The following is a 24,551-nucleotide window of genomic DNA, read 5'->3' on the forward strand; positions in this document are numbered from 1 at the left end:
TGTGTCAGAGGCCCGCGTTCACCGTGACCGTCGTGTCATTCGGGACCTTGACCAGGGGCTTGGTCACGTTCTTGACGAGGTTGCCGGTGGAGACGACGGTCAGTGACGCGCCGCTCTTCTTCTCGTACTGCAGCCCTGTCTGGTCGGCGGTGCCGTTGCCCAGAATGGCGTTGCCGGTGACCACGACGTTCCCGGCGCCCGAGTCCACCCCGTCCAGGGCGATGTAGTAGTAGTGAGGGCCCGTCGGCGGCGTCTTGCCCGCGTCGCGGAAGTTGTGGATCTTGTTGTTGGAGATCGTCGTGGTCGCGCCTTCCTGCACTACGCAGCGGATGCCGTACAACCACGCCTCTGCCGTGGTGGCCTGGTAGCCGAAGTCCTCGATGTAGTTGCCCTGGATCGACGTGCCGAAGCAGCGGTTGAGGTCGAGGGCGCTGCTCGCGTTGCCGTACAGGTGCAGGTCGCTGAGGAGCCAGCCGGCGGCGTTGTCCGATTCGACGGCGCTGGTGCCGCTGTCGCGTACCCATGAGCGGGTGAACGTCCAGTCGGTGATCACGCCGCCGTCCGGGTCGAGGACCTTGACGCCCGCGCCGCCGGAGCCGGTGATGTAGACGTCGCTGATCACCCCGTTCACCATCGTGTTGGTGGCGGAATCGATGGTCGTCCCGTTCTTCGACGGGTTGCTCAGGCGGATGGCGTCCGAGGAGGTCTGCTCGATCTGGATGTCGGAGATCCTGCTGCCCCAGGAGCGCAGCATCAGGCCGACGGTCCCGGTGGTGTTCTTGGCGCGGTTGCCGTCCAGGGTGAGCCGCTCGACGCGGATGGGGTTGCCGGAGTACGCCTGATTCGCGTCCCAGGTGTCCGAGGCCAGCAGGGCGGGCAGGTTCACGCTGTCCGCCTGCTTGATCCGCAGGCCGGTGCGCGAGTCACCGCGGTACGTGCGATCTCCGCGCAGCACGATGGTCTTGTTGATGACGCACACGGCCGGCTCGGCCGCGGTCACCGAGCGTCCTAAGATCACGATCTCGTCGCCGGCCTTCGATGCCGTGATGGCGTTGTTGATGATCGTGGCGTCGTCCGTGCCGGTGCATTGCACCTCCTTGCGGGCGGCCTCGGCGGGGGTCGGTTGCGCTATGACGGCGATCCCGGTGGCGGCCAAGGCCAGGACGGTGGCCGAGACCAGGGTGAATACCGATTTATGCACTTCTCGTCTCCAGGGGGATAAAGATCGTTTACGTGCAAGATCAGTATGAAATGTATGGCTATTGAGATGAATGTCAGATTGGTCACAGATGCGCGGAACCCGTCCCCAGGGTTATCCCTCGAGGAAAATACGGATCTTGAACGGTTGGAGCAGCGTGCCGGAGTATCGAGCCGCCCCCTACCAACCGGAGTTCCCCCATGCGCAAACTCCTCGGCCATCCGCTGCCTCAGGCATTCGCCCTGCTGTTCGTGGTGCTGGCCGTCTTCTTCGCCCTGCAAGCCGTCCTGGCCACGGCCTTACAGATCGGCCCTGAGAACTTCACCCCGGTCTTGGGGCTGCTGCTGGGCCTGGCCGGAGTGGTGGCAGCGCTCATCACCATTCCGCTGGCCCGGCGCATGGAGCGTCAATCGCTCGCCGGTCTCGGCTTCCCGGCCAAGAACGCGGTCCGCCACCTGTTGAGCGGTTTCGCGGTCGGCGCGGGTGTTCAGGCGGCGGTGTTCGGAATCATGGCTGTGGCCGGCTGGTACACCGTCTCGGCGGTCACGGTGGACATTGGTTCGCTCGTCACCATGACGTTGCTCGCCCTGTATGTCGCCTTCTGGGAGGAGTGGGCCTTCCGCGGCGTGATGCTGCGGCTGCCGGAGAAGGCCATCGGCTCCTGGTGGGCGCTTGTGCTCAGCGCCGTGGTCTTCGGGCTCATCCACGCGCCCAACGCCAACGCCACGGCCCTGACACTGGTCGGCGTCACCGTGGCGGGCGTGCTCGTGCTCGGCGGCGGCTTCCTGCTGACCCGCTCGCTGTGGCTGCCCATCGGCATCCATACGGGCTGGAACCTGTTCGAGAACTCGGTGTTCGGGGCGGGATCGACCGGTGCCGGCGCCAACAGCGAAACCCCTTTGCTGCGAGGGCATGTCAACGGCCCGCAGTTGTGGACCGGCGGCCCTGGCGATCCGGAGTCCGGACTCGTCCTCATCCTGGTCGCCACGGTCGTGGGAGCTGTCCTTCTCTTCCTGGCCGCGCGGGCGGGCCACATCCGGGCGCCGCGCGGGAAGGCGGCTCTGGCTACCGTGTGACCATGCAGGTGATGATCGCCGACGATTCCGCGTTGTTCCGCGAGGGCCTGGCCGTCCTTCTGGAACGCGCGGGGTTCACCGTCACCGGCCTGGCCGGCGATGGGCAGACGCTGGCGCGACTGGTTCGCGCCCACCCGCCCGAGGTGGCGATCTTGGACATCCGCATGCCGCCCACCTATACGGTCGAAGGGCTGGAGCTGGCCATCCGGCTGCGCCGGGAGCATCCGTCCGTCGCGGTGCTGCTCCTGTCCAACCACGTGGAGACCTACCACGCGGGAGAGCTCTTCGGCGGTATCCCGCACCGGACGGGCTACCTGCTGAAGGACCGGGTCGGGGCACCGGCCGAGCTGGCCGACGCGCTGCACCGCGTGGCGGCCGGACAGACCGTGCTCGACCCCGCCGTGGTCTCGCAGTTGGTGTCCCGGCCCCGTGAGCCCGGCCCGCTCGACCGGCTCAGCCCACGTGAGCGGGAAGTGCTCACTCTCGTCGCGGAGGGCAGATCAAACCAGGGCATCGCTGACCTGCTCGGACTCACGCAGAAGACGGTCGAAGGCTATGTCCGTGGCACTTTCGGCAAGCTCGGCCTAACGGACACGGCCGCCGACAACCGACGGGTCCTGGCCGTCCTCCGATATCTGCGCGGGTAGCACAGCTCGTACGGTGGTTCCAGCCCCAGGCGGGCTGTGCAGTAAGAAACTCCCCCCGCACGCCTCCACCCTGTCGGCCAGGCCGCGCAGGCCTCCTCCCGGTACGGCACCCCCGCATCCGTCATCGGTCACCTCCACGGTCACCAGGCCCTTTTCCAGCACAGCGGTGATCCCCACGGTTGTCGCGCGGGCGTGCCTGCTCGCGTTGGCCAGCGCCTCCGCGGCCACGAAGTACGCGGTGCGCTCGACCTGCGGCGCCAGCCGAACGGGCAGATCGGTTCGCACCCGGACCGGCAGGGCGGCCCGCTCAGCCAGCGAGCCGAGCGCGGGACCCAGCCCAGCATCGGCCAACACCGCGGGGAACGCGCCGCGCGCCAACTCCCGTAACTCCTCCAAAGCCCGGCCCAGCTCGGCGACGGCCTGACCGAGGCGGGCCGGCTCATCACGCGCCAGTCCCAGCAACAGCCGCACGTTGACCAGCCGCTGCTGGGCGCCGTCATGGAGGTCCCGCTCGATCCGGCGCCTGGCCTCATCGCCGGCGTCGAGGAGCTCGGCCATCCGGCGCGTCGCCTCCCTGCGTCCGAGCACGACACGATAGGCCAGCGGCCAGACGATGAAACCCAGCACGACCAGGCTGTCCAGCAACCCGCCGGTGAAGTACACCGCTAGTCCACCGGCCTGCGCCAGGTTTTCCGCCTCGAGTACCAGCACCAGCAGCATGAGCACCAGCCCGGAGAACGTGACGGCCGCATCGCGTTCCTGCCGCGGCAGCCGAGCCCAGCGCAGGAACACCGCCGCTGACAGCCCGACCGCATACGCACCGGCGATCGCCACCCCGAACAGGGCCAGCGCCGTCCGTCCTGACACCTGAGCCAGACAGAGGCACCCCCCGTCGGGCTGCTCTCCGTACGCCATCGACATCGCGGCGGAGAGGAGTGGCACCGTGTAGCCGAGCGCCACGACCCCTCGACGGACCGGCGTGTCCGCGCGGCCGTGCGGGAGCACGACCATCACGTGTCCGAGCAGTCCGTGCTGAAGGGCCGCCGCCACCGCGCCCAGCGCGACAGCCGCGGGCGCGCCCGCGTAGCCGACCCCGGTGGCCAGCCACATCACCCCGCTCCAGGCCAGCAACGATCCCACCGGGCTGTCCGGCCACCGCGTCCTCGCCCAGAGGCCACCCGATACCGCGGCAGCCCCCGCCGCATATCCCATGAACAGCAGCGGGACCTTCGTCACCACGAACTCCGCACCGATCATGGCCATTGTTCCCAAGGCGGCGAGCACGACCGCGAGTAGGGTGATCAGCCTGGGCACCCGACCATTGTGGAGCCTGGCCGCTCCAGCGACGCGCCAAACCCCGTGGTGACCACGGGGGTCATCCACGGAGCTCCTCCCGTCGACTCGCGTCCGGGTCCGTCAGTCTGCGGTCTGGTGATACGACAGCTCGTACAGGTGCCCACCCTTGATCAAGACCGACACTTCGACCGGCCGCTCACTGTCGCTGTAGACGACACGGAACTGCCGAAACACCGGCACGTCAGGTGGGAGATCCAGCTCCTGCACCTCCGTTTCGGTCGGCTGCCGAACGGAGATGCGGTCTATGAAGTGGTGTTGCGGAAACCCGAGGTCGGCCAGCACCTGTGGCGCGCCACCGCGGATTCTTCCCCGGCCGGCCAGCGGGCTTCCTGCTGCGATGCTTACCGGGTAGTAAGACCATGACAGTTCCACGGGGGCGCCGTCGTGCAGCAGCAGTCGATGACGCATGACGACGAGATCTTCACCGCTGACAGTGAACGCCGCAGCCACATCACTGGGCGGTGCTACCTGCCCGACCTTCAGTAGCTCGTAGCTATATCCACGGGGATCTGGAGACATGTACGTGCTCGTGTTGACAACGAGAGGCTGCCTGTCGCGGACGAACACGCCCTTCCCAGCGTGGCCGCGTACGAATCCTTCGTCTTTCAGTGACTGAAGAGCGCGCTGGATCGTTGCGTTCGCCGCGTTGAAACGTGCCACCAAGTGAGGCGTGGAAGGGAGTTGCTCGCCCGACTTCAGGTCACCGGACATGATCTCCGCACGCAGTTCGGCCGCGATCTGCTGATGGCGCGGACGAGAATCCAGCCGCGTACCCACGATTGCCGGTCTCCTCACTTGATGATCATCTGATAGCGCAACTCGCGACCGTGGGCCACCATCGTCATCACGCTGACCTCGATCGGCGTTCCGTCGTCAGTTCGAACGATGCGGGTCAGGAGTAGAACCCAGTCCTCTGGTCGAAGATCGAGAGCCTGTCGCTCTGATTCGGTCGCGGGGCGGGCTCGGACGGCTTCTTCCGCGCTGTGCGGGTGGTGGCCGAGCTGGGCGAGAAGGGTGGGAGCCCCGCCAGGGATCTTCCGCATTTCGGCGAGCTGAGTGCCACGGGCGATCGTCGCCGGGTAGTAGGAATCGGCGAGCTCCGTGGGCTGGCCGTCCGCGAGCACGAGACGGCGGCGGACGAAGGCGGTCTGATCCGCTGCCAGTCCGAAGGCCCGCGCAACTTCCTTCGGCGGATGGACCTCTTCCACTGCCTGGAGGTGGTGCGTCCCAACCTTGCCGTGCTGGGCGGCTTCCTCCGCCCATGCATCGGGCTCTCCGGGACGCCGCGGCCGTACGTAGGGCGCGGAAACGCTGACCCAGCCCGCGTCTTCCATGCGCTCCTCCTTCGGTCACGAAAGCCCGTTCAGCAGCCACCGTACCGGGTCGGTGGCGTCACACGCTGATCAAGGGAGTTGTGGCTGGCGGACGTTGTTTTTTTACTGCCTTTCGCGAATCGCAGTAAGGTTGTCGCAAGTCGATCGGGTCTAGGATCGGCGGCCCGCGAAGAGGTCGAAGGGGTGGGGATGCATGCTTCTCAAGCCGTCGGTGATCGCCATCAGCCCTGCACAGAGCGCTCATGCCCTTCGCGATGCCCTGGCTGATCAGGGCATCGCCTCCGACATTCACGTCGGCTACGGGCTTGCTCTGGTATCGGTGTGGGTCAGCCTCGTGGTGTGGTGCGATGGCAACTGGTTCTGGTGGCGGGTGGTTGGAACGACCAGCGCAAGCGAGTCTTGTACGCCCGGCATCCAGCGGACGAACCCGTTAGAGCCGCTCGGCGGGTGGCTTGCCGGTACGCAGAGGTCTACCGGCACCATCCGCACTCGGAGCTGATCGCCGATGTCGTCTCTTCCGCCCGACGGCAAGGCACCGTGGTGAGCATTCTGCGTAATGGCACGTTCGCCTTGATCGCGCTGGAGGACGAGCTAGGCCAGTTGCCTGGCGGGGTGCGGCGATGGTCCGTCCACTGGGACGACCTGCAGATCGAGTCGGGGGTGATCGGGCCTGATGAGGTGTTACGGCCTGTCCGCGGCCAGCAACGGCAGTACGTGGGCGCCGGCCAGGGACTGCATATCGGGCAGCGCCATCGTGCTGTTGAGCAGCACCATGAACTGCCCCAGGCAGGTCACTGTGAGCAAAGTTCCTCAACGTCCGGGAGGGTTTGCACTGGTCCGGCCGGGCGAGGTGGTGATCGTCGTCCTTATGGGGCGACCCCGTGTCGATGTTGTCCTGTTCGGCGTGGACGCGCCTGTGGCAAAGCCAAAACAGGTGGCAACCGCGACCAACGTGTTGTGGCCAACATGCCGACCGCGCCACCCGGGCTGCCGCTCCTCAAGATCGGCCGCCTCGGTCGTTACCGTTCGTCGGGTTGTAGTCCGGCCAGCGTGAGCGTGACGAGGCGGCCGATCGATTCCGTTGACGGCAGGTCGCCGGCCGCGGTGAGGGAGTGCAGGCAGTAGGTCGCCAGTTCGTCGGGGGTGACGTCGGCGCGGATGATGCCCGCGTGGGCGGCCTCGGTCAGTGCATCGCGGACCAGGTCGTGCAGTTGCTGTTGAGCATGTGCGACGCGTTCGTCGCGGTGCAGCAGCGCGCTTAGCTCGGTGCCGGGGTGCCGGTGTGACATCTCGTGGGCGATGTGTGCGTAGGCGGCCAGCACGGCGTGCAGTCGCGTGGCGGGGTCCGCGGCCGTCGACCTGGCGTCGGCAAGGTTCTGGAGGTGGCCGGCGACGTGCTGGTCGTGCCAGGCGACCAGGATCGCCTCGACATCCGGAAAGTACTTGTAGAGCGTCGCGCGCCCGATGCCGGTCCGCTCGGCGATCTGCGCCATCGTCACCGACCGCAGCCCGCGCTCGGTGACGAGCTCGGCGGTGGTGTCGAGGATGGCCTGATGCACGTCGCGGCGGTGCGCCTCGATGGTCTCGTTCCACAGCCTCGGCATGAGCTCGATGATACACAGTGACAAGCATCGAGACACTCTGCAATTGACAGAGACATTATGTATAGCAAAACTGATCTCGTTGGCACCGACACGAGGAGACATCGTGGTGGACGGACATGGCGTTGAGCTGATGGCGAAGGTGCGCCGCCAACTCGACGAGAGCGCGGCGGTCTTCGCCGCCCTGGACGACGCGGACCTGAGTAAGTGCTGCCCAGATGGTGATGGGGAAACGACCGGCACCGTCGCCTCGGCCGCTGCGCATCTGGCCGAGGGTTATGCCCGTCTTGGCCGGTTCCTGCATTCGACCGGGTACGTCCCGGCCGCTCCTGAACACGGCCACGGTCACGGCCATGCGCACGGTGCCGGCCACCGGCACGCGCCGCCGCCCGCGACCGTCGCCGACGTGCTGGAACTGCTGCACCGGGTGGAACAGCCGGTCACCCTGCTGGGCGACCTGACCGACCAGCAACTCGACAGCGTGCCCGCCAAGGCGAACCGGTTCGCCGACGGGCACCGCACGCTCCAGCAGGTGATCGACGAGATGACGGCGCACCAGGCGGCGCATCTCGCGGCGATCAAGCAGGCCCTCACATGACCCGCCCGGTGCGGCTCCGGCTTGCGATCAAGATCTTCAAGAATGGAGAAGGCAGATGAGTTACCTCGATGTGCCCGGGGCTCGGCTCTACTACGAGACCCACGGCAGCGGCCCGACCCTGGTCATGATCGCGGGGGCGGGCGGCACGGCAGACGTCTTCCGTAGGGTGACCGAACACCTCATGGCGCGGTACATGGTCGTCATCTACGACAGGCGCGGCTTCTCACGCAGCCGTTTGGACGGACCGCAGGATTACGGCCGCCGGTTGGCGACCGACGCCGACGACGTCCAGCGGCTGATCACGCACCTCGGCGACGACCCCGCGATCGTCTTCGGCGCCAGTTCCGGCGCGATCGTGGCGCTCACCGCGCTCGCCCGGCATCCGGCCGCGGTCGGCACCGTCATCCCGTTCGAGCCGCCGGTCATGCGGTACCTGCCCGACGGGCAGAAATGGATCGACGTTTTCGCGGAGCTTTATGAGATGTACCGCCGGGTCGGCATCGGGCCGGCGCTGGAGGCGTTCCGTGACCGTACCTTCCCACCGTCGGATCGGCTGGTCATGGCGGGCGCGCCACGCAACGACGCCAATGCCGCCTACTGGTTCGAGCATGAGTTGCGCCAGTACCCGGCGGTCGAGCTGGACCTGGCCGCGCTCAGGACGTACGCCGACCGGATCGTGCCCGCGGTCGGCCGCGACGGACACGGCTACCCGGCGCACGACGTCACCGAGGTGCTGGGCCAGACGCTCGGCCGAACCGTCGTCGAACTGCCTGGTGGCCATGTCGGTTGCGTTTCGTACCCCGAGGGGTTCGCCCTTGGGCTCGTCGCGGCGCTTGAGCGGACCGGCGCTCCGATACCGCAGAGTCCGCCGAACCCCGCGGGCCACGATCACCCGGGCCACGGGGATTTAGATCGCGACCACCAGCCGGGTCATAACGGGGGCTACCACGCGACACATTCGCCGGGTTTGATGAGTCCAGGCGAGTGGGACGACTCGTACGTCGCCACGCCGCACTGGGATCTCGGCCGGCCCCAACCGGCGATGCGTGCACTCGCGGACAGGGGCATCATCGAGGGTCGGGTGCTGGACGTCGGCTGCGGGACCGGCGAGCACGTGCTCATGTGCACCGCACTCGGCCTGGACGCCACCGGCGTCGACCTCGCTCCCGCGGCATTGCGCGCCGCCGAGGACAAAGCGCGGCAGCGGGGACTCTCGGCGCAGTTCGTCCTGGGCGACGCCCAGCGCCTGACCGACCTCGGACGATCCTACGAGACGGTGCTCGACTGCGGGCTGTTCCACATCTTCGACGACGACGAGCGCGCCACCTACGTCGACAACGTACGCAGCGTGCTCACGCCGGGCGGCCGGTACCTCATGCTGTGCTTCAGCGACCAGGAGCCGGGCGATCAGGGACCGCGGCGGGTGACCCTCGACGACATCACCACCACGTTCGCCGACGGCTGGCGGATCGACTCGCTCGAACCAACGACGCTCGACAGCCCGACCGGATCGGCCGGCATCCAGGCCTGGCAGGTCATCGTTACCCGGATCTGAGCCGAACCCGGCGGATCATCGGTCTGTTGATCAGAAGCGGAACATCTCGGGGAATCGGCTGAGTAGCGCGGGATCGCCTTCCACGCGCACGCTGCCGTCGTGGAGTACTTCGCTGGGAGTCTTGCTGCCACTCATCAGTTCGCGGATGGGGTGGCCGGTCAGCCGTTCGATGACGAGGTCGGGGGCAGGGTGCGGGCCGATGCCGTCCGTGAGTGTTCCATCGATGATCTGCAGGTGGAGCGTGACATCGCCCATGCGGACCTCGTAGCCGGCACGCGATGGCGTTGGTGCACGTGATCAAAAAGGGGTCGAAGATCGACGCTAAACACGTCGACAGCTCGGGTTCCCATCGCGATGAGTCCGACACGCTGTGGCTGGACGGCAAGAACAATCGGCCCTGAGGAGTTGACCCGCGCAAACGCTGCTGCTGCTTACTAGATGGTCAGCGGAGTCGCAGGTGGGGGCCGTTCAGGGGGAGTAGTTCGCCGATGATCGGTGCGCCGGGGATCTCTCCGGCCACCAGCAGGCCGCCGGAGGTCTGGGCGTCGGCGAGGAGGTGCAGGTCGTTCTCGCCCAGGTCGCCGGGATCGAGCCATGGACGGACCCAGTCGAGGTTGCGGCGGGTGCCGCCGCTGACGTAGCCGTCGCGTACCGCCTCACGGGCCCCTTCCAGGTACGGTACGGCCGCTGCGTCCACGACGGCCGTGACGCCGCTCGCCCTGGCCAGCTTGTACAGGTGGCCCAGCAGGCCGAAGCCGGTCACGTCCGTGGCGCATTCCGCTCCGGCGGCCAGCGCCGCTCGGGAGGCGTCGCGGTTCAGGGTGGTCATCGCCGCTACTGCCTGCGGGAAGACCTCGCCGGTCGCCTTGTGCCGGGTGTTGAGCACGCCGATGCCGAGCGGTTTGGTGAGAGACAGCGGCAGGCCGGGGTGGCCGCCGTCGATGCGCAGTAGGTGCGCGGGATCGGCCAGGCCGGTGACGGCCATGCCGTACTTCGGTTCCGGGTCGTCGACGCTGTGGCCGCCGGCGACGTGGCAGGCCGCGGCCATGGCCATGTCCAGGCCGCCGCGCAGCACCTCTTTCGCCAGGTCCAAGGGGAGCTTCTCCCGGGGCCAGCCGAGCAGGTTGACCGCCACCAACGGCTCTCCGCCGACGGCGTACACGTCTGACAGGGCGTTGGCCGCCGCGATGCGGCCCCAGTCGTAAGGGTCGTCCACGACGGGGGTGAAGAAGTCGGCGGTGGCCACGATCGCCCGGTCGCCGTCGATGCGGACCACGGCGGCGTCGTCCCCGTCGTCCAGCCCGATGATCAGCTCACCTGTGGCGCCGGGGTCACGTGTGTGGAGGTCCGCCACCACGGCCTCCAGCTCGCCTGGCGGGATCTTGCAGGCGCAGCCGCCACCGTGTGCGTACTGCGTCAGCCGGACCTTCTCGCTGGATCGTGTCATGGCGTCCTCCGGGTGTGGCGTTTCAGCTCATACCCCGCTGAACGAGTAGGTTTCCCCTTGGAGGCGTCTGGGTGCCTGGTGGCCCCCGCGGTCTTCAAAACCGACGAGGCCGAGGTCCTCGGCCTGGCGGGTTCGATTCCCGTCCGCCTCCGTCTTATTTTCGAATGGTGGACCCACGAAGGCACGTACCGCGTACCGATGCCGTACTCGCCGATCCGCGGCTGGTCGCGGCGGGCGGGCGGCTGGGGCGGTCGGTCGTCAAGGACGCCGTGGCGTGGGCGCAGCGGCGGGCGCGGAGCGGTGAGATCGGTCCCGAGGAGGTGGCCGACGCGGCGGTGGCGGCGCTCCCGCCGCAGGCCGCGAGCCTGCGAGCGGTGATCAATGCGACGGGTGTGCTGGTGCACACGAATCTCGGCCGGGCGCCCCTGTCGGCCGCCGCGATCGAGGCGATGGTCGCCGTGGCCGGCCCCGCCGACGTGGAGTTCGATCTGGCGACCGGTGCTCGGGCCCGGCGCGGGCGGGGTGCGCTGGACGCGCTCGCCCGGGCCGTGCCGGCCGCCGAGGACGTGCACGTCGTCAACAACAACGCCGCCGCGCTCGTACTGGTGGCGACCGTACTGGCCGCCGGGCGGGAGATCGTGATCAGCCGGGGCGAGCTCGTGGAGATCGGTGACGGGTTCCGCATCCCCGACCTGCTCGGCTCCACCGGGGCGCGGCTGCGCGAGGTGGGCACCACCAACCGCACCTCCTACCAGGACTACGCCAAAGCAGTGGGACCGGAGACCGGATGCGTGCTCAAGGTCCATCCGTCGAACTTCCGGATCGAGGGGTTCACCGGCTCCGTCGAGGTAGGGGAGCTGACCGGGCTCGGCGTGCCCGTCGTCGCCGACATCGGTTCCGGCCTGCTCGTTCGTGAGCCGTTGCTGCCCGCCGAGCCGGACGCGACGACCGTACTGGCGGCCGGGGCGGATCTGGTGACGGCCAGTGGCGACAAGCTGCTCGGCGGGCCGCAGGCGGGTCTCCTCCTCGGCCGCCGTGACCTGGTCGAACAGTGCAGGAGGCACCCCCTCGCCCGCGCCCTGCGGGTCGACAAGCTGACGCTGGCCGCGCTGGAGGCCACGCTCCGCGGGCCCGCCGTGCCCGTTCGGCGGGCGCTGCGCGCCGACCCCGCCGCGCTTGGTGACCGGGCCGCGGTGCTCGCCGGGCGGCTCGTCGACGCGGGTGTCGACGCGCGGGCGGTGCCCAGCCAGGCCGCCGTGGGGGGCGGCGGGGCGCCCGGCGTGACGCTGCCGAGCGCCGCCGTCAGCCTGCCCGAACGGCTCGCCGCACCGCTGCGGACCGGTGAGCCGCCGGTGGTCGGACGGATCGAAGGCGGGCGGTTGCTGCTCGACCTCCGTACCGTTCCCGGTGAGCGCGACGAGGACGTGGTGCGGGCGATCCTCGGGGCAGGCGGCTGATGTACGTCGTGGCCACGGCGGGGCACGTCGATCATGGCAAGTCCACGCTGGTGCGGGCGCTCACCGGGATGGAGCCCGACCGGCTGGCGGAGGAACGGCGGCGCGGGCTGACGATCGAGCTGGGGTACGCGTGGACGACGCTGCCGTCGGGGCGGCGCCTTGCCTTTGTGGATGTTCCGGGGCATGAGCGGTTTCTCGGGACGATGCTGGCCGGGGTGGGGCCGGTGCCGGCGGTGATGTTCGTGGTGGCCGCGGATGAGGGGTGGATGCCGCAGTCCGAGGAGCATGTGGTGGCGCTGGAGGCGCTCGGCGTGCGGCACTGCCTGCTCGTGGTGACCCGAGCGGACCTCGCCGACCCGGGCCCGGCCCTCGAACAGGCCCGTACTCGGCTGACCATTGGTGTGCTTGAGGCTGTGGTGGTGAGCGGGCGGACCGGACAGGGGCTCGGGGGGCTGCGGGAGGCGCTGGATCGGCTGGTCGCCGGGCTTCCCGTGCCTGATCCGGAGGCGCCGGTGCGGTTGTGGATCGACCGGGCGTTCAGCGTGGTCGGTAGCGGGACTGTCGTGACCGGAACTCTGCCTGCGGGCACCATTTCGGTGGGTGACGAGCTGGCGCTTGGTGGGGAGTCGGTACGGGTGCGGGCGCTGGAGGCCCTGAAGGAGCCGCTGTCCTCGGTGGCCGGTGTCGCCAGGGTGGCGGTCAACCTGCGTGGTCACGGGCTGCCTGAGCGAGGCCGGGCGCTGGTCACACCCGGCCGGTGGACGTACACGGAGCTGGTCGACGTCCGGATCTCCCCGGTAGGGGATCTCCGCGATGTCGGGGAGGAGTGGCGGCCGCCTCGGCGGCTGATCGCGCACATCGGGTCGGCGGCGGTGGGGTGTGAGGTGCGGATGCTCGGCGGGCGTGTCGTACGGCTGCGCCTGGCCCGCCCGCTCCCGCTCCGCCTCGGGGACGTGCTGCTGCTGCGCGATCCCGGCCGGGACCGGGCGGAGGTACGGGTGTTGGCGGGGGCGAGCGTGCTCGACGTACGTCCGCCGGCGCTCGGCCGCCGGGGCGCGGCGCGGGAGCACGCCGCCCGCCTGGAGTCGGCCGGACCGGACGCCGCCTCCGCCCTGCGCATCCACCGGCTGCTGCGGGCGGCCGACCTGATCGCGATGGTCAGCACATCCGGCACATCCGGCACATACGGCACGGGAGTGGTCGGCGCGTCTGACCTGGGCGTGACCGCCACGGTCTGCGGGGACTGGTACGCCGATCCCGACCACTGGGCCGAGTTGGCCGAGCGGCTGACGGCCACGGCGCGCCGGTACGCCGTCGAACACCCGCTGGACCCCGGCATGCCACTCGAAGCCGCCCGCCACGAGCTCGACCTGCCCGATCGGCAACTGGTCGCCGCGCTGGTACGCCCACCCCTCACACTCACCGAGGGCCGGATCATGACCGGCCCCTCCGCCCTGCCCGCGCCGGTCGCCCGGGCGGTCGAGCGGCTGAGGGTGGAGCTGTCGGCGCACCCGTTCCAGGCGCCGGAGGCCGGGCGGCTGGCCGAGCTGGGGCTGGGTTCGCGGGAGGTGGCGGCGGCCGTACGGGCCGGGCGGCTGCTGCGCGTGACCGACGGGATCGTGCTGCTGCCCGGCGCGGACGCCCGGGCGGCTGAGGTGCTGAGCCGCCTGCCGCAGCCCTTCACGGTGAGCCAGGCCCGGCGCGCCCTCGACACCAGCCGGCGGGTCGCGGTGCCGCTGCTCGAACACCTCGACCGGAGCGGGCTCACCCGACGGGTGGACGAGGTCCATCGCCGCTGCCCCTGACAAAACTCCTTTTCGGGATGTCAGGTATATATTCGAATTTGGGGATAAACCATCGTCATCGGGGGGTTGCGATGGTTGGAGACCTGCCGCGGCGTCTCGTCGCGGAAGCCATCGGAACGATGTTGCTGGTGCTGTTCGGTGCCGGCTCCGTGGTGGCCGCGCTGGTCATGGGGAACGGCCGGTTGGACTATCCCGGGCTCGGCATCATCTCGCTGTCGTTCGCCATAGTGGTCGCGCTGGTCATCTACGCGTTCGGCACCACGTCGGGCGCGCACATCAACCCGGCGGTCACCATCGCCCTGGCCGCGGGACGCCGGTTCCCGTGGGCCGAGGTGCCGTTCTACATCGTCGCCCAGCTCGTCGGCGCGTTCGCCGGCGGCCTGCTGATCGTGGGTGGGTTCGGCCGGCGGGCTGTCACCATGGGCGTCGGGTTGACGGCGCTCGGGCCGGGCGTGAACTACGGGCAGGGCATCCTGCTGGAGGCACTGGGGACGTTCCTGCTGCTGCTCACGATCATGGCGCTGGCGGTCGACCGGCGGGCGCCGTCCGGCTGGGCCGGTTGGATGATCGGACTGGCCGTGGCGTGCGAGATCTTCCTGATCGGCCCGCTGACGGGCGGCTCCATCAACCCGGCCCGTACGTTCGGGCCGTACCTGACGACCACTCTGTTCGGCGGCAACGCGCCATGGGCGCTGTACGGCGTCTACGTCGCCGGCCCGATCATCGGCGCGGTGCTGGCCGTCGTGGTGTACGACCTGGTGGCACGCCCGGCCCGCGAGGTGCCGGAGCTGGTCGAACAGGGCGCCGCCGGAGAGATCGTCGGCGCGGGGGAGCCGCGGAGCGAGATGGCCGAGGCCGCGCAGGGTGCCGTGGGTGACATTCCGGCGGCCCGGCAGCCGCACGACGAACAGATCCGTGACCGGGTGGGGCACGGAGGCCGCCGCCGCTGGCACCTCGGACACAGGAGGTGATCCGTGACCAAGTGACCGAACGAAACATCCGTCATTTCGTACAAGGGAGGGATCGTCATGCCCGGTAACAGGGGCGTGTCATACGACGGTCCAGGCAAGGTCGAGGTACGCGAGACCGACTATCCCGAATTCGAGCTCAAAGATGGCCCAGGTGTAAACCCGGCCAATGTAGGGCGCAAACTACCGCACGCCGCCATCCTCAAAACGGTGGCGACGAACATCTGTGGCAGCGACCAGCACATGGTACGCGGCCGCACCACGGCTCCGCAGGGCCTCATCCTCGGCCACGAGATCACCGGCGAGGTGGTCGACGTAGGTCCCGACGTGGAGTTCGTCAAGATCGGCGACCTCGTGTCGGTACCGTTCAACATCGCCTGCGGCCGTTGCCGCAACTGTAAGGAGGGCAAGACCGGCGTCTGCGAGAACGTCAACCCCGACCGGCCCGGCTCGGCGTACGGCTACGTCGACATGGGCGGCTGGGTAGGCGGGCAGGCGGACTACGTCCTGGTGCCGTACGCGGACTGGAACCTGCTCAAGTTCCCGGACAAGGACCGGGCCATGGAGAAGATCCTCGACCTGGCCATGCTCGCGGACATCTTCCCGACGGGGTTCCACGGCTGCGTGAGCGCGGGGGTGAAGCCGGGATCGACCGTCTACATCGCCGGCGCCGGCCCGGTCGGGCTCGCCGCGGCGACCTCGGCGTTCCTGCTCGGTGCCGCCGTGGTGATCGTCGCCGACCTGAACAAGGAGCGGCTGGACCAGGCGCACACCTTCGGCTGCGAGACCATCAACGTAGCCTTGGGCGAGCCGAAGGACCAGATCGAGCACATTCTCGGCGAACCAGTGGTGGACTGCGCCGTCGACGCCGTCGGGTTCGAGGCGCGCGGTCACGGACACGAGTCGGAGGAGGAGCACCCCGCCACGGTGCTCAACACGCTGATGGACGTCACCCGGGCGGGTGGCGCGCTCGGCATCCCAGGCCTGTACGTCACCGGCGACCCCGGTGCGCACGAGGAGGCGGCCAAGCGCGGTTCGCTGTCCATCCGGATCGGCCTCGGCTGGGCCAAGTCGCACTCCTTCGTCACCGGACAGTGCCCGGTCATGAGGTACAACCGTCAGCTCATGATGGCGATCCTGAACGACCGGGTGCAGATCGCCAAGAACGTCAACGCCACGGCGATCCCGCTGGACGACGCGCCGCGGGGCTACCACGAGTTCGACGAGGGGGCCGCGCGCAAGTACGTGCTCGACCCGCACGGCATGCTCGCCAGGTCGTCCTAGCGACAACTGCGAGCGGTGCGAAGCGCCGCTCGCAGCACGTCGCCTTCGTCCTGCCGCGTGACAATCGGTAGGTAAATTTTCCCCCCATTCTTTTGTGCGGAGGCCTGACGCAACTTACAGTTCCCGCATGCGTTTTGTCCCCTTTGCCCTGATTGCTGTGGCCAGTGTGGCCGGTGTCGCCACGCCCGCGTCCGCTGCCATCACCCATGGCTCCGCCGACGGAAACGGCCATCCGGAGGTGGGAGCTCTCATCGCCGGCAAGCCGCACGACGACGGCACGTGGAGCTATTGCACCGGAACGCTCATCTCGCCCACCGTCTTCCTCACCGCCGCCCACTGCGGAGAGCACGGCCAGAAGACCGCCCAGGTCTCCTTCGACAGCGAGTACCAGCGTGGGGACAAGACCTACACCGGCCGCTACGTGCCGGACACGCGCTTCAAGGACAGCTCCGAGCTTCATGACATGGCCGTCGTCATCTTCAAGACGGCCGTCCCGGGCATCAAGCCGGCTTCATTGCCGGCCGCGGGGATGCTCGACCATCTCAAGGCCGACAACAAGCTGAAGACAGCGCGGTTCACCCCCGTCGGATATGGCGCGGTGGGCCGGAAAGAGCGGCGTTTCGACTACTCCGACATCCGCCAGCAGGCCTCCATCTCCTTCGAGGCCCTCTCCCGCAAGTGGCTCGACCTGTCGGTGAACCGCTCCAAGGGCGACGGGAGCACCTGCTTCGGCGACTCGGGCGGCCCGAACTTCCTGGGCGGTCCCACCTCGCACCTCCTCATCGCCACCACCGTCAGCGGAGCCGACGACTTCTGCAAGGCGACCAACTTCGACTACCGCCTGGACACCGCCGCTGCCCGGCAGTTCCTCGGTAAGTTCGTCACGCTGCCCTGAGACATGTCCCCGGCCCCGCACTACGTCAGGCGATGCCGCAGGTCGTGCCGTTGAGGGCGAAAGAAGTGGGTTTGCCGGTGTTGCCGCTGTGGTTGGCCTGGAAGCCGAAGTTGGTCGAGGCCCCGGCCGCGATGGTGCCGTTGTAGCTGACGTTCCTGGCGGTGACCTGGCCGCTGGCGGGGGAGATGGTGGCGCTCCAGGCGGAGGTGACCGTCTGTCCGCCGGGGAGGGTGAAGGTCAGGGCCCAGGTGTTGACCGGGGACGCACTGGTGTTGGTGATGGTGACGGACGCGGTGAATCCGGTGTTCCAGGTGTTCATGGTGTAGGTGATGCGGCAGGCCCCGGCCGGCGTCGGGGTGGGCGTCGGAGTCGGAGTCGGCGTCGGGGTGCCGGGCGTTCCGCCGTCCAGGCCGAAGAACTGGATGACCGACGCGGCCATGCCGCCCTGCGGGAGGCTGTGCCCGACGCCCTGGAGGCTGATGCCCTCGACGGCGACGTTGGTGCCGGTGCCGCCGTAACGGGTCCTAGTCCAGGTCGACTGCGGGTGGTCGGTGAAGGCGGGGGTCTGGCTCAGCCCGTGGACGTTGGTCCACTGCTTGATCTCTTCTTGGAAGTTCGGGTAGCGGAGGGTTGCGTCTTCAGTGCCGTGCCACAGTTGCATGCGCGGACGCGCCCCGGTGTAGCCGGGGAAGGCCCCGCGCACCAGGTCGCCCCACTCCTGCGGGGTCTTGATGATGGTGCCGTTGGCGCAGGCGCTGTTCCAGCCGGAGCCGTCGGTGGTGGCGAAGCAGCCGAACGGCACTCCCATGAACGCCGCCCCGGCCTTGAAGACGTCGGGATAGTCGCCCAGCAGCACGTTCGTCATCATGCCGCCCGAGGACGCGCCGGTCACGTAGACCCTGGCAGGATCGCCGTTGTTGTGCTGCTCGACGTACTTGACCATGGACACGATGCCCACCGGGTCGCTGCCGCCGTCGTGCTTGAGCGCCTGCGGCGAGGAGACGTCGAAGCAGTTTCCGCTCCTGGTGGCGGAGGGGTAGATGACGATGAATCCGTACCTGTCGGCCAGCGAGGCGAACTCGGTGCCGGAGTAGAAGGCGGGTCCGGAGCCCGTGCAGTAGTGCACGGCCACCAGGATCGGCGGCCGGGCCGCGACGTTGTTCGGTACGTACAGGTGCATGCGCAGGCCGCTGGGGTTGGTGCCGAAGTTGGTCACCTCGGTGAGCGAGGCCGGCGACGCCGGCGAGGCCATGGTCAGCCAGGCGACGACGAACATCGCGGCGGCGATCAAGGCGCCGAGCACTCTGGTGGTTGTCCTCATCCGCTTCCCGTTCTCTCGATGCGGACCGAAATATTCGGAGTATTCGCAAAAATATTTCGAGAGACAAGAGTCCACGTGGGCCTTAGAGTTGGGCAGGCAAGTGACCTGGGAAGGCTCAGCCAGCGAGGGCAAGAAGCTTGAAACTTTCGGATCGATGGCCAGGCGTTCGTGACCTACCTTTAGGCCGTTTTGGGATGGAATGCGATGATCAGAGTCGTCCATTGCCGAGCGGATGGGTGGAAGCATGACGGACGATCACGGCCGGAAGGCTCTGGTGGTGCGAGGCGGCTGGGAAGGGCACGCTCCGGTCGCCGCCACCGAGCTGTTCATCCCCTTCCTCGAAAAGCAGGGGTTCGAGGTGCACCGGGCGGATTCGCCCGCGCCGTACGCGGATCCTGGGTTCATGGCCGATGTCGATCTCATCGTGCAGTGCTACACGATGGGGACGATCGAGCCCGCGGAGCTCAACGGCCTGCGGGCCGCGATCGAGTCGGGCACCGGGCTGGCGGGCTGGCACGGTGGCATCGCCGACTCCTTCCGTAACTCCTCCGACTACCTGCATCTCATCGGCGGGCAGTTCGCCTGCCATCCGGGCAAGGATCCGGCCGAGTGCGAAGGCTCGCAGGCCGACAACTACGTGCCGTACACCGTGAACCTGCCGCCTGAAGCGGGCGATCACCCCATCACGGCGGGCCTCGCCGACTTCGGCCTGGTGACCGAGCAGTACTGGGTGCTGACGGACGACTACATCGACGTGCTGGCGACCACGACGCAGAAGGTCCGCCCGTGGGACCCCTGGCATCGGGAGGTCACCTCGCCGGCGATCTGGACCCGGCGGTGGGGGAGCGGGCGGATCTTCGTCGCGACCCCGGGGCACAGCCTTGACGTCCTCCAGGACGAGAACGTGCGCACCATCATCGAAAGGGGCATGCTGTGGGCCAGCCGGTGAACGTCGGCATCGTGGGGTGCGGTGCCATCTCGGCGCAGTATCTCCAGACCATCGACCGATTGCCGCAGTTGCGGCTGGTGGCCGTGGCCGACCTGGACCTTGACCGGGCGCGGGACGCGGTGCGGCCCTATGCGGGGGTCGACGTGCTGAGCGTGGCGGAGCTGATGGCGGACCCGCGCGTCGGCGTCGTGCTCAACCTCACCATTCCGGCGGCCCACGCCGAGATCGCGCTCCAGGCCATCGCGGCCGGCAAGGACGTCTATTGCGAGAAGCCCCTTGCCGCGACCGCCGAGGACGCCGCGGGGATGCTGCGGGCGGCCGAGGCCGCTCAGGTCCGCGTGGGCTGCGCGCCGGACACCGTATTGGGCACCGGTACGCAGACGGCGCGCAAGGCGATCGACGACGGCCTGATCGGCAGACCCGTCGCGGCGACCGCGACGATGATGACGCCCGGCCACGAACGCTGGCACCCGAACCCCGACTTCTACTACGCCCCCGGCGGCGGCCCGCTCCTGGACATGGGCCCCTACTACATCACCAGCCTGGTGACGCTGCTCGGGCCGGTGGCGACGGTCATCGGCGCCGCCAGCCGCACCCGGGCCAAGCGCACCATCGGCTCGGGCCCCCGCCAGGGCGAGGAGATCCCGGTGACGGTGGACACGCACGTCACCGGAGTGCTCGTGCACATTTCCGGAGCGCTGTCCACGCTGGTGATGAGCTTCGACGGGACGGCGACCAAGGCGCCCAACATCGAAGTGCACGGCGAGGCGGGCTCGCTCGTCGTCCCCGACCCCAACTATTTCGATGGGTCCGTCCTGTTCTCGGAGGGGCGGGAGGACGGCTGGCAGACTCTTCCGGCGGCGGCCGGCTACGTCGGGGCCGGTCGCGGAGTGGGCCTGGCCGACTTCGCGTCGACCCCCGCGGGCGAGGAGCCTCGTACGAGTGGATCGCTGGCCTACCACGTGCTCGACGTCATGGAGTCGCTGCTGACCTCGGCACACTCGGGCACTTCGGTGAACATCACGAGCACCTGCGAACGGCCACCGCCGGTGGCCCTGATCGAGCCTTTGCAGAATATCGACTCGATGTAAAGGTTCTTTGTCGGCGAACATTCCCGAGGAAGTTAAGCAGGATCTGCTTCTGCGTCAGGCGGCACTTCGCATCATTGTTGGACCGTCCGGTGAACCTTGGCAAGAGAAGCAGGTCCTCATGGTCAGACGATCCCTCGCGCCGTTAGCCTCCGTCGTCCTCTCCCTGATCGCCGTCCTCGGATTCGCACTACCAGCCTACGCGGTGACGCTGGAGCAGAAACTCGCCGCCCTTTCCGGATTCTCCCAGCCCACCGCCGCCAGCGCCGCCTCCTGGAAGGCGGCCTGGCAGAACCAGGCGGCCTGGGCCGACTACGCCTTCGACTGGTCCACCGACCTGTGCTCCAGCAGCCCCGACCAACCACTCGGCTTCGATTTCCGGATGCCGTGCAGGCGGCACGATTTCGGTTATCGAAACTACAAGGCCGTGAGCCAATTCCCGGCGAACAAGGATCGTATCGACAGCGCCTTCTATTTCGATATGAAGCAGGTGTGCGCCGGATACTCGGGAATCTCCAAGGCCACGTGTGACGGCCTGGCCTGGACGTACTACCAGGCCGTCAGGGAGCTCGGTGATCTCGTCGTCACGGACGCGCAGATCCAGCGGGTCAAGCGGGACGCCGAACTGAACGCCCAGAACGCCGACGCGTGAACTGAACGGAGAGGAGGGGATGCATTCATCGCATCCCCTCCTCGCGTTCAGGTGAGGGTTTCGGCGTCGACGACGCCTATGACGTTCGCTACGGCGATGGTGCCAACGCCCCGATCCCCCTGGTGCGCCCGAGAATCCAGCGCCTTGCCGCGATTATCGCCCAACACCCAGAGCCGCCCCGGCGGCACAGTGAGCGAGAACGTGAGAGCGGAGGGGTCGGCGTTGCCGATGTACGGCTCGTCGAGGGGCCGCCGGTCGACGGTCAGCCGCCCCCGCTCGTCGCAACAGGCGACCGTGCTCCCTGGCACTCCTATGACGCGGAAGATATGGGCGTCCGTCTCTCCCCACTCCGGCGCCGAGAAGACCACGATGTCTCCCGGCTTGGGCGCGTAATCATCGCCGGTCAGGCGGGCCGTGACATGGCTGCCCTGCTTGAGCGTGGGCTCCATGGCGGCGCTGGAGACGGTATATCCCTGCTGCCCGAAGAGCGAGCAGCCCGCCGTCAAGACGGCCAGCAGGACTAACGGTGCACGCTTCACCGTCGCCATTATGCCCATCTAACGATCACCGTCCGGCAGCTCGTGGTGAAATATGCCGAATGGAGCGAGCGCGGCAGTTGGTAGGCGAGATGCTCATCTACTGTTTCGTGGTGGTCCTGCTCACCGGCGGCTTTCTGACCTTCTTCTACACGCCCAGTGGCCAGCTGACGCCGTACGACGGCAGCTACGAGCCGCTCCGAGGCGTCATGATGAGCGAAGCTTACGAGTCCGCCCTGACGACTAGTTTCGAGGTGCGTGGCGGTGCGCTCATGCGGCAACTGCACCATCAATCCTCGGTTCTGCTGGTGATAGGAGCCGTCGTCTGGGCCCTGCTCGGCCGGTTGCGGCACACGCTCGCGCTGCTGGGCCTGGGCCTGAGTCTGCTGGGTGGCCTCACCGGCTATGGATCCGTCGACGACCTGCTGTCCGGGACCGTCCTGGGGAAACTTCCCATTCCCTTCTGGTACGGCCTGCACCTGCTGGCGGCGCTGGCCATGGGCGTCGTGCTGGTGATCTCCGCGCGCCGGGAGGCCGCCCGCGACCCCAGAACAGCGGCCTTCACGGCATTGGGCCTCGGCCTCGTCGTGTTGGTGATCTTCTGGCTTTGACGCGCTATTCGAGGGCGAAGAGCAGCCACGACCGATCTGGGGCCAGGGGCCGGCCAGTTCGATCATCGGGCGCAGGTCGCGGGCTCGGTTCAGCGGAGTGGTGCCGACGGTGTGCAGTCGTGGCGCATCGCTCATTCCAGGTGCTCCTGTTCGTGATCGTCGGCGCTCCTATCGAAGGTCTGCAGAAAGCCTCGGCCTTCGGGCCGGGGTTGAATGCGGTCCTCTTTTGGGGTTGGGGGGTGGCCTGCGGTAGACGGGGCATCCCGGAGCGCGGAGTGTGGAGCCGGAGCGTCAGGTGGGGCGGCGCTGTTGTTCGATGTATGCCTTGATGATCGATGGTGGTGCTCCGCCGCAGGAGGCGGCGAGGTAGCTGGGTGACCAGAAGGGGCCGTGCGTGATGGCGGGGTTGTCCCGGTCGGTGAACTCTTTGCGGAGGTAGTGCGAGGAGACGCCCTTCAACGAGTTGACGAGTTTGCTGATCGCGACCTTGGGCGGGTAGTGGATGAGCAGGTGGACGTGGTCGTGTTCGCCGTTGAACGCGCGGAGTTCGGCCTCGAAGCTGTCGCACACCTCGATCATGATGTCTTCGCAGCGGCGTAGCATCGCGTCGTTGAACACGTTTGTGCGATATTTGGTGACAAAGACCAGATGGACGTGCATCGCGGTAACCACGTGTCTGCCTCGTCGATATTCCACTTCCTGGCTCATAGACCAGATGATAATGTGTTCGAGTCGGTGAGATGCAAGCGTCCCGTGGGGCAGGGGGTGTTGCGCATGTTGGCGGGCCGGAAGTACCGCCTGGAGTTCGACTTCGGGCAGCGGGCGTTCGCCGAAAGGCTGGGCGGGATCTGCCGGGCCGTGTGGAACACCGGGCTGGAACAACGGCGGGAGTACCGGCGGCGCGGGCAGTGGATCAACTATGAGCAGCAGTGCAAGCAGCTCGCCGAGGCGAAGAAGGACCCGTACTGCGGGTGGCTCGCCGACGCCCCCGCCCAGGTGATCCAGCAGACGCTGAAGGACCTGGACCAGGCGTGCCGCAAGCATGGCACATGGAAGGTGCGCTGGATGTCGAAGGCGAAGGGCCAGCCGTCGTTTCGGTTCCCCACCGGCAAACACCTGCCCGTTGAGCGGGTAGGCCGTAAGTGGGGGCGGGTGTTCTTGCCCAAGTTCGGGTGGGCGCGGTTTCGGATGTCGCGCCCGCTCGGGGGGAGCGTCAAGTCCGCGACCGTGTCCCGGGACGGCAGGCACTGGTTCATCAGCTTCCTGGTCGACGATGGGATCGCCGAGCGTGAGCGCCATGCGTGCCCTCAATGGGTGGGCGTGGACCGGGGGGTGGTCACGGCCGCCGTGACCTCTGATGGGGAGTTCTTCGACCGCCGCCACGCCGGAACTGACGGTGTTTCCTCGAGGGAGCTCCCACCGGAGAGGAGAGAGGGTCGGAAGGAGCGGGGGAAACGGGAGGATGACCTCGGGTATCTCACGCCTGGCCAAGCGGAACGGTATCTGCGGCTGCAACGCCAACTCGCCCGCACGAAGAAGGGATCCAAGCGGCGCAAGACGGTCGTGGCCGCGATGAGTGAGATCATGCGGCGGGTCCGGTGGCGGCGCGCTGACTTCAACGCCCAAGCCGCGCACCGACTCACCCGCACGTACGGGCACGTGGTCATCGAAGACCTGAACACCAAGGGCATGAGCGCGGCCGTCAAACCGAAGCCCGACCCCGACCGGCCGGGCAGGTTCCTGCGCAACGGCGCGGCCGCGAAATCCGGGCTCAACAAGGCGATTCTCGACAAGGGCTGGTACGGCCTGGAAGTCGCCCTCCGCTCCAAGGCCCGCTACACCGGCAGCGTCATCTATAAGATCAACCCCGCGTACACGTCCCAGACGTGCCCGGAACCTGCGTGCGGGAAGGTGGACGAGAAGAGCCGCAAGAGCCAAGCGATCTTCTCCTGCACGTCTTGCGGGCACACCGAGCACGCCGACATCGTCGCGGCGCAGAACATCAAGACCAAAGGACAGGCGGCCGGGCTGGTCGTCTCAGGGCGTGGAGACCCACCCGGGTCCGAGAAACGTCAAGCACCCCGTCCCACAGCACGAGCCGCGCAACCGGCACGAGCTGCCGCATAGCGGCACGGGAATCCCCGTCCCTTCAGGACGGGGAGCAGGTCAATCC

Annotated in this window: 26 protein-coding genes, 1 tRNA gene and 1 pseudogene; 17 read left to right on the forward strand and 11 right to left on the reverse strand. The window is 68.1% G+C overall.

Annotated elements, in window-relative coordinates; genetic code table 11:
* Positions 1 to 4 precede the first annotated feature (4 nt).
* Entirely contained in the window at positions 5 to 1,201 is a 1,197-nt protein-coding gene (locus tag KME78_RS67045; RefSeq protein WP_219527948.1) for a right-handed parallel beta-helix repeat-containing protein, read from the reverse strand.
* A 197-nt stretch (positions 1,202 to 1,398) separates the two neighbouring features.
* Between KME78_RS67045 and KME78_RS07030 the strand changes: the two genes are divergently transcribed.
* On the forward strand, positions 1,399 to 2,274 hold the full coding sequence (locus tag KME78_RS07030; protein ID WP_219527949.1) for a CPBP family intramembrane glutamic endopeptidase: 876 nt from the start codon (positions 1,399 to 1,401) through the stop codon (positions 2,272 to 2,274).
* Positions 2,275 to 2,276: 2 nt separating this feature from the next.
* Complete coding sequence (locus KME78_RS07035) at positions 2,277 to 2,921, forward strand: response regulator (protein WP_219527950.1); 645 nt, start codon at positions 2,277 to 2,279, stop codon at positions 2,919 to 2,921.
* Here the strand turns inward: KME78_RS07035 and KME78_RS07040 are convergent.
* From KME78_RS07040 to KME78_RS07050, 3 genes are all read right to left on the reverse strand, one after another.
* Positions 2,859 to 4,235 (reverse strand): sensor histidine kinase, encoded by a 1,377-nt coding sequence (locus tag KME78_RS07040; RefSeq protein ID WP_219527951.1) that lies wholly within the window; start codon positions 4,233 to 4,235, stop codon positions 2,859 to 2,861. The genes KME78_RS07035 and KME78_RS07040 overlap by 63 nt on opposite strands.
* 102 nt (positions 4,236 to 4,337) lie before the next feature.
* Positions 4,338 to 5,054: a GntR family transcriptional regulator gene (locus KME78_RS07045; protein WP_219527952.1), complete on the reverse strand. Its 717-nt coding sequence runs from the start codon at positions 5,052 to 5,054 to the stop codon at positions 4,338 to 4,340.
* A gap of 14 nt (positions 5,055 to 5,068) precedes the next feature.
* Positions 5,069 to 5,611, reverse strand: coding sequence for a GntR family transcriptional regulator (locus KME78_RS07050; protein ID WP_219527953.1), 543 nt, complete (start codon positions 5,609 to 5,611; stop codon positions 5,069 to 5,071).
* 193 nt (positions 5,612 to 5,804) lie between these two features.
* On the opposite strand from KME78_RS07050, the gene KME78_RS07055 reads away from it, so the two are divergent.
* Entirely contained in the window at positions 5,805 to 6,110 is a 306-nt protein-coding gene (locus tag KME78_RS07055) for a hypothetical protein (protein WP_219527954.1), read from the forward strand.
* Between the two features lie 182 nt (positions 6,111 to 6,292).
* Here KME78_RS07055 and KME78_RS65965 read toward each other — a convergent pair whose 3' ends face one another.
* Together KME78_RS65965 and KME78_RS07060 are read right to left on the reverse strand one after the other, a co-directional pair.
* Positions 6,293 to 6,415: a hypothetical protein gene (locus KME78_RS65965; protein ID WP_281428629.1), complete on the reverse strand. Its 123-nt coding sequence runs from the start codon at positions 6,413 to 6,415 to the stop codon at positions 6,293 to 6,295.
* 215 nt (positions 6,416 to 6,630) lie between these two features.
* Positions 6,631 to 7,215 carry a TetR/AcrR family transcriptional regulator gene (locus KME78_RS07060; RefSeq protein ID WP_219527955.1) on the reverse strand — a complete coding sequence of 195 codons (585 nt, stop codon included), beginning with the start codon at positions 7,213 to 7,215 and terminating at the stop codon, positions 6,631 to 6,633.
* 103 nt (positions 7,216 to 7,318) lie between these two features.
* Between KME78_RS07060 and KME78_RS07065 the strand changes: the two genes are divergently transcribed.
* The gene (locus KME78_RS07065) at positions 7,319 to 7,810 is read left to right on the forward strand and encodes a hypothetical protein (protein ID WP_219527956.1); all 492 of its coding nucleotides are present in this window, start codon (positions 7,319 to 7,321) and stop codon (positions 7,808 to 7,810) included.
* A gap of 55 nt (positions 7,811 to 7,865) precedes the next feature.
* Positions 7,866 to 9,365: an alpha/beta fold hydrolase gene (locus tag KME78_RS07070; protein ID WP_219527957.1), complete on the forward strand. Its 1,500-nt coding sequence runs from the start codon at positions 7,866 to 7,868 to the stop codon at positions 9,363 to 9,365.
* A 30-nt stretch (positions 9,366 to 9,395) separates the two neighbouring features.
* Here KME78_RS07070 and KME78_RS07075 read toward each other — a convergent pair whose 3' ends face one another.
* Positions 9,396 to 9,620, reverse strand: a complete 225-nt coding sequence (locus KME78_RS07075; RefSeq protein ID WP_219527958.1) for a hypothetical protein — start codon at positions 9,618 to 9,620, stop codon at positions 9,396 to 9,398.
* A 17-nt stretch (positions 9,621 to 9,637) separates the two neighbouring features.
* Here KME78_RS07075 and KME78_RS63985 point away from each other — a divergent pair.
* Positions 9,638 to 9,766: pseudogene (locus KME78_RS63985) on the forward strand (DUF4287 domain-containing protein); the annotation flags it as partial.
* Positions 9,767 to 9,807: 41 nt separating this feature from the next.
* Here KME78_RS63985 and selD read toward each other — a convergent pair.
* Positions 9,808 to 10,812: a selenide, water dikinase SelD gene (selD, locus tag KME78_RS07080; protein WP_219527959.1), complete on the reverse strand. Its 1,005-nt coding sequence runs from the start codon at positions 10,810 to 10,812 to the stop codon at positions 9,808 to 9,810.
* A gap of 59 nt (positions 10,813 to 10,871) precedes the next feature.
* On the opposite strand from selD, the gene KME78_RS07085 reads away from it, so the two are divergent.
* From KME78_RS07085 to KME78_RS07110, 6 genes are all read left to right on the forward strand, one after another.
* Positions 10,872 to 10,964: transfer RNA gene (locus KME78_RS07085), tRNA-Sec, on the forward strand.
* 12 nt (positions 10,965 to 10,976) lie between these two features.
* Positions 10,977 to 12,269, forward strand: coding sequence for an L-seryl-tRNA(Sec) selenium transferase (selA, locus tag KME78_RS07090; protein ID WP_246650588.1), 1,293 nt, complete (start codon positions 10,977 to 10,979; stop codon positions 12,267 to 12,269).
* Complete coding sequence (gene selB / locus KME78_RS07095) at positions 12,269 to 14,074, forward strand: selenocysteine-specific translation elongation factor (RefSeq protein WP_219527960.1); 1,806 nt, start codon at positions 12,269 to 12,271, stop codon at positions 14,072 to 14,074. The genes selA and selB overlap by 1 nt, the downstream gene beginning before the upstream one ends.
* Before the next feature lie 71 nt (positions 14,075 to 14,145).
* The gene (locus KME78_RS07100; protein WP_219527961.1) at positions 14,146 to 15,045 is read left to right on the forward strand and encodes an MIP/aquaporin family protein; all 900 of its coding nucleotides are present in this window, start codon (positions 14,146 to 14,148) and stop codon (positions 15,043 to 15,045) included.
* Positions 15,046 to 15,102: 57 nt separating this feature from the next.
* Positions 15,103 to 16,326, forward strand: coding sequence for a formaldehyde dehydrogenase, glutathione-independent (fdhA, locus tag KME78_RS07105; RefSeq protein ID WP_219527962.1), 1,224 nt, complete (start codon positions 15,103 to 15,105; stop codon positions 16,324 to 16,326).
* 127 nt (positions 16,327 to 16,453) lie between these two features.
* On the forward strand, positions 16,454 to 17,221 hold the full coding sequence (locus tag KME78_RS07110) for a trypsin-like serine protease (RefSeq protein WP_219527963.1): 768 nt from the start codon (positions 16,454 to 16,456) through the stop codon (positions 17,219 to 17,221).
* 25 nt (positions 17,222 to 17,246) lie between these two features.
* Here KME78_RS07110 and KME78_RS07115 read toward each other — a convergent pair whose 3' ends face one another.
* On the reverse strand, positions 17,247 to 18,542 hold the full coding sequence (locus tag KME78_RS07115; RefSeq protein WP_219527964.1) for an extracellular catalytic domain type 1 short-chain-length polyhydroxyalkanoate depolymerase: 1,296 nt from the start codon (positions 18,540 to 18,542) through the stop codon (positions 17,247 to 17,249).
* A gap of 244 nt (positions 18,543 to 18,786) precedes the next feature.
* Between KME78_RS07115 and KME78_RS07120 the strand changes: the two genes are divergently transcribed.
* The 3 genes from KME78_RS07120 to KME78_RS07130 are packed head-to-tail and all read left to right on the forward strand — an operon-like array spanning position 18,787 to position 21,231.
* On the forward strand, positions 18,787 to 19,491 hold the full coding sequence (locus KME78_RS07120) for a ThuA domain-containing protein (protein WP_246650589.1): 705 nt from the start codon (positions 18,787 to 18,789) through the stop codon (positions 19,489 to 19,491).
* Positions 19,476 to 20,582, forward strand: a complete 1,107-nt coding sequence (locus KME78_RS63995) for a Gfo/Idh/MocA family protein (protein WP_219527965.1) — start codon at positions 19,476 to 19,478, stop codon at positions 20,580 to 20,582. The genes KME78_RS07120 and KME78_RS63995 overlap by 16 nt, the downstream gene beginning before the upstream one ends.
* Before the next feature lie 7 nt (positions 20,583 to 20,589).
* The gene (locus tag KME78_RS07130) at positions 20,590 to 21,231 is read left to right on the forward strand and encodes a phospholipase (RefSeq protein ID WP_246650590.1); all 642 of its coding nucleotides are present in this window, start codon (positions 20,590 to 20,592) and stop codon (positions 21,229 to 21,231) included.
* A 47-nt stretch (positions 21,232 to 21,278) separates the two neighbouring features.
* Here KME78_RS07130 and lepB read toward each other — a convergent pair whose 3' ends face one another.
* Positions 21,279 to 21,770, reverse strand: a complete 492-nt coding sequence (gene lepB / locus KME78_RS07135; protein ID WP_219527966.1) for a signal peptidase I — start codon at positions 21,768 to 21,770, stop codon at positions 21,279 to 21,281.
* A 59-nt stretch (positions 21,771 to 21,829) separates the two neighbouring features.
* Here lepB and KME78_RS07140 point away from each other — a divergent pair, with 59 nt between their 5' ends.
* Positions 21,830 to 22,378: a hypothetical protein gene (locus KME78_RS07140; RefSeq protein WP_219527967.1), complete on the forward strand. Its 549-nt coding sequence runs from the start codon at positions 21,830 to 21,832 to the stop codon at positions 22,376 to 22,378.
* 291 nt (positions 22,379 to 22,669) lie between these two features.
* On the opposite strand, the gene tnpA is transcribed toward KME78_RS07140, so the two are convergent.
* Positions 22,670 to 23,086 carry an IS200/IS605 family transposase gene (gene tnpA, locus KME78_RS07145; RefSeq protein WP_219527968.1) on the reverse strand — a complete coding sequence of 139 codons (417 nt, stop codon included), beginning with the start codon at positions 23,084 to 23,086 and terminating at the stop codon, positions 22,670 to 22,672.
* Positions 23,087 to 23,152: 66 nt separating this feature from the next.
* On the opposite strand from tnpA, the gene KME78_RS07150 reads away from it, so the two are divergent.
* Positions 23,153 to 24,505, forward strand: a complete 1,353-nt coding sequence (locus tag KME78_RS07150; protein WP_246650595.1) for an RNA-guided endonuclease InsQ/TnpB family protein — start codon at positions 23,153 to 23,155, stop codon at positions 24,503 to 24,505.
* Positions 24,506 to 24,551: the final 46 nt, after the last annotated feature.

Origin of the sequence: Nonomuraea guangzhouensis (assembly GCF_019396345.1) — a bacterium.
GTDB lineage: Bacteria > Actinomycetota > Actinomycetes > Streptosporangiales > Streptosporangiaceae > Nonomuraea > Nonomuraea guangzhouensis.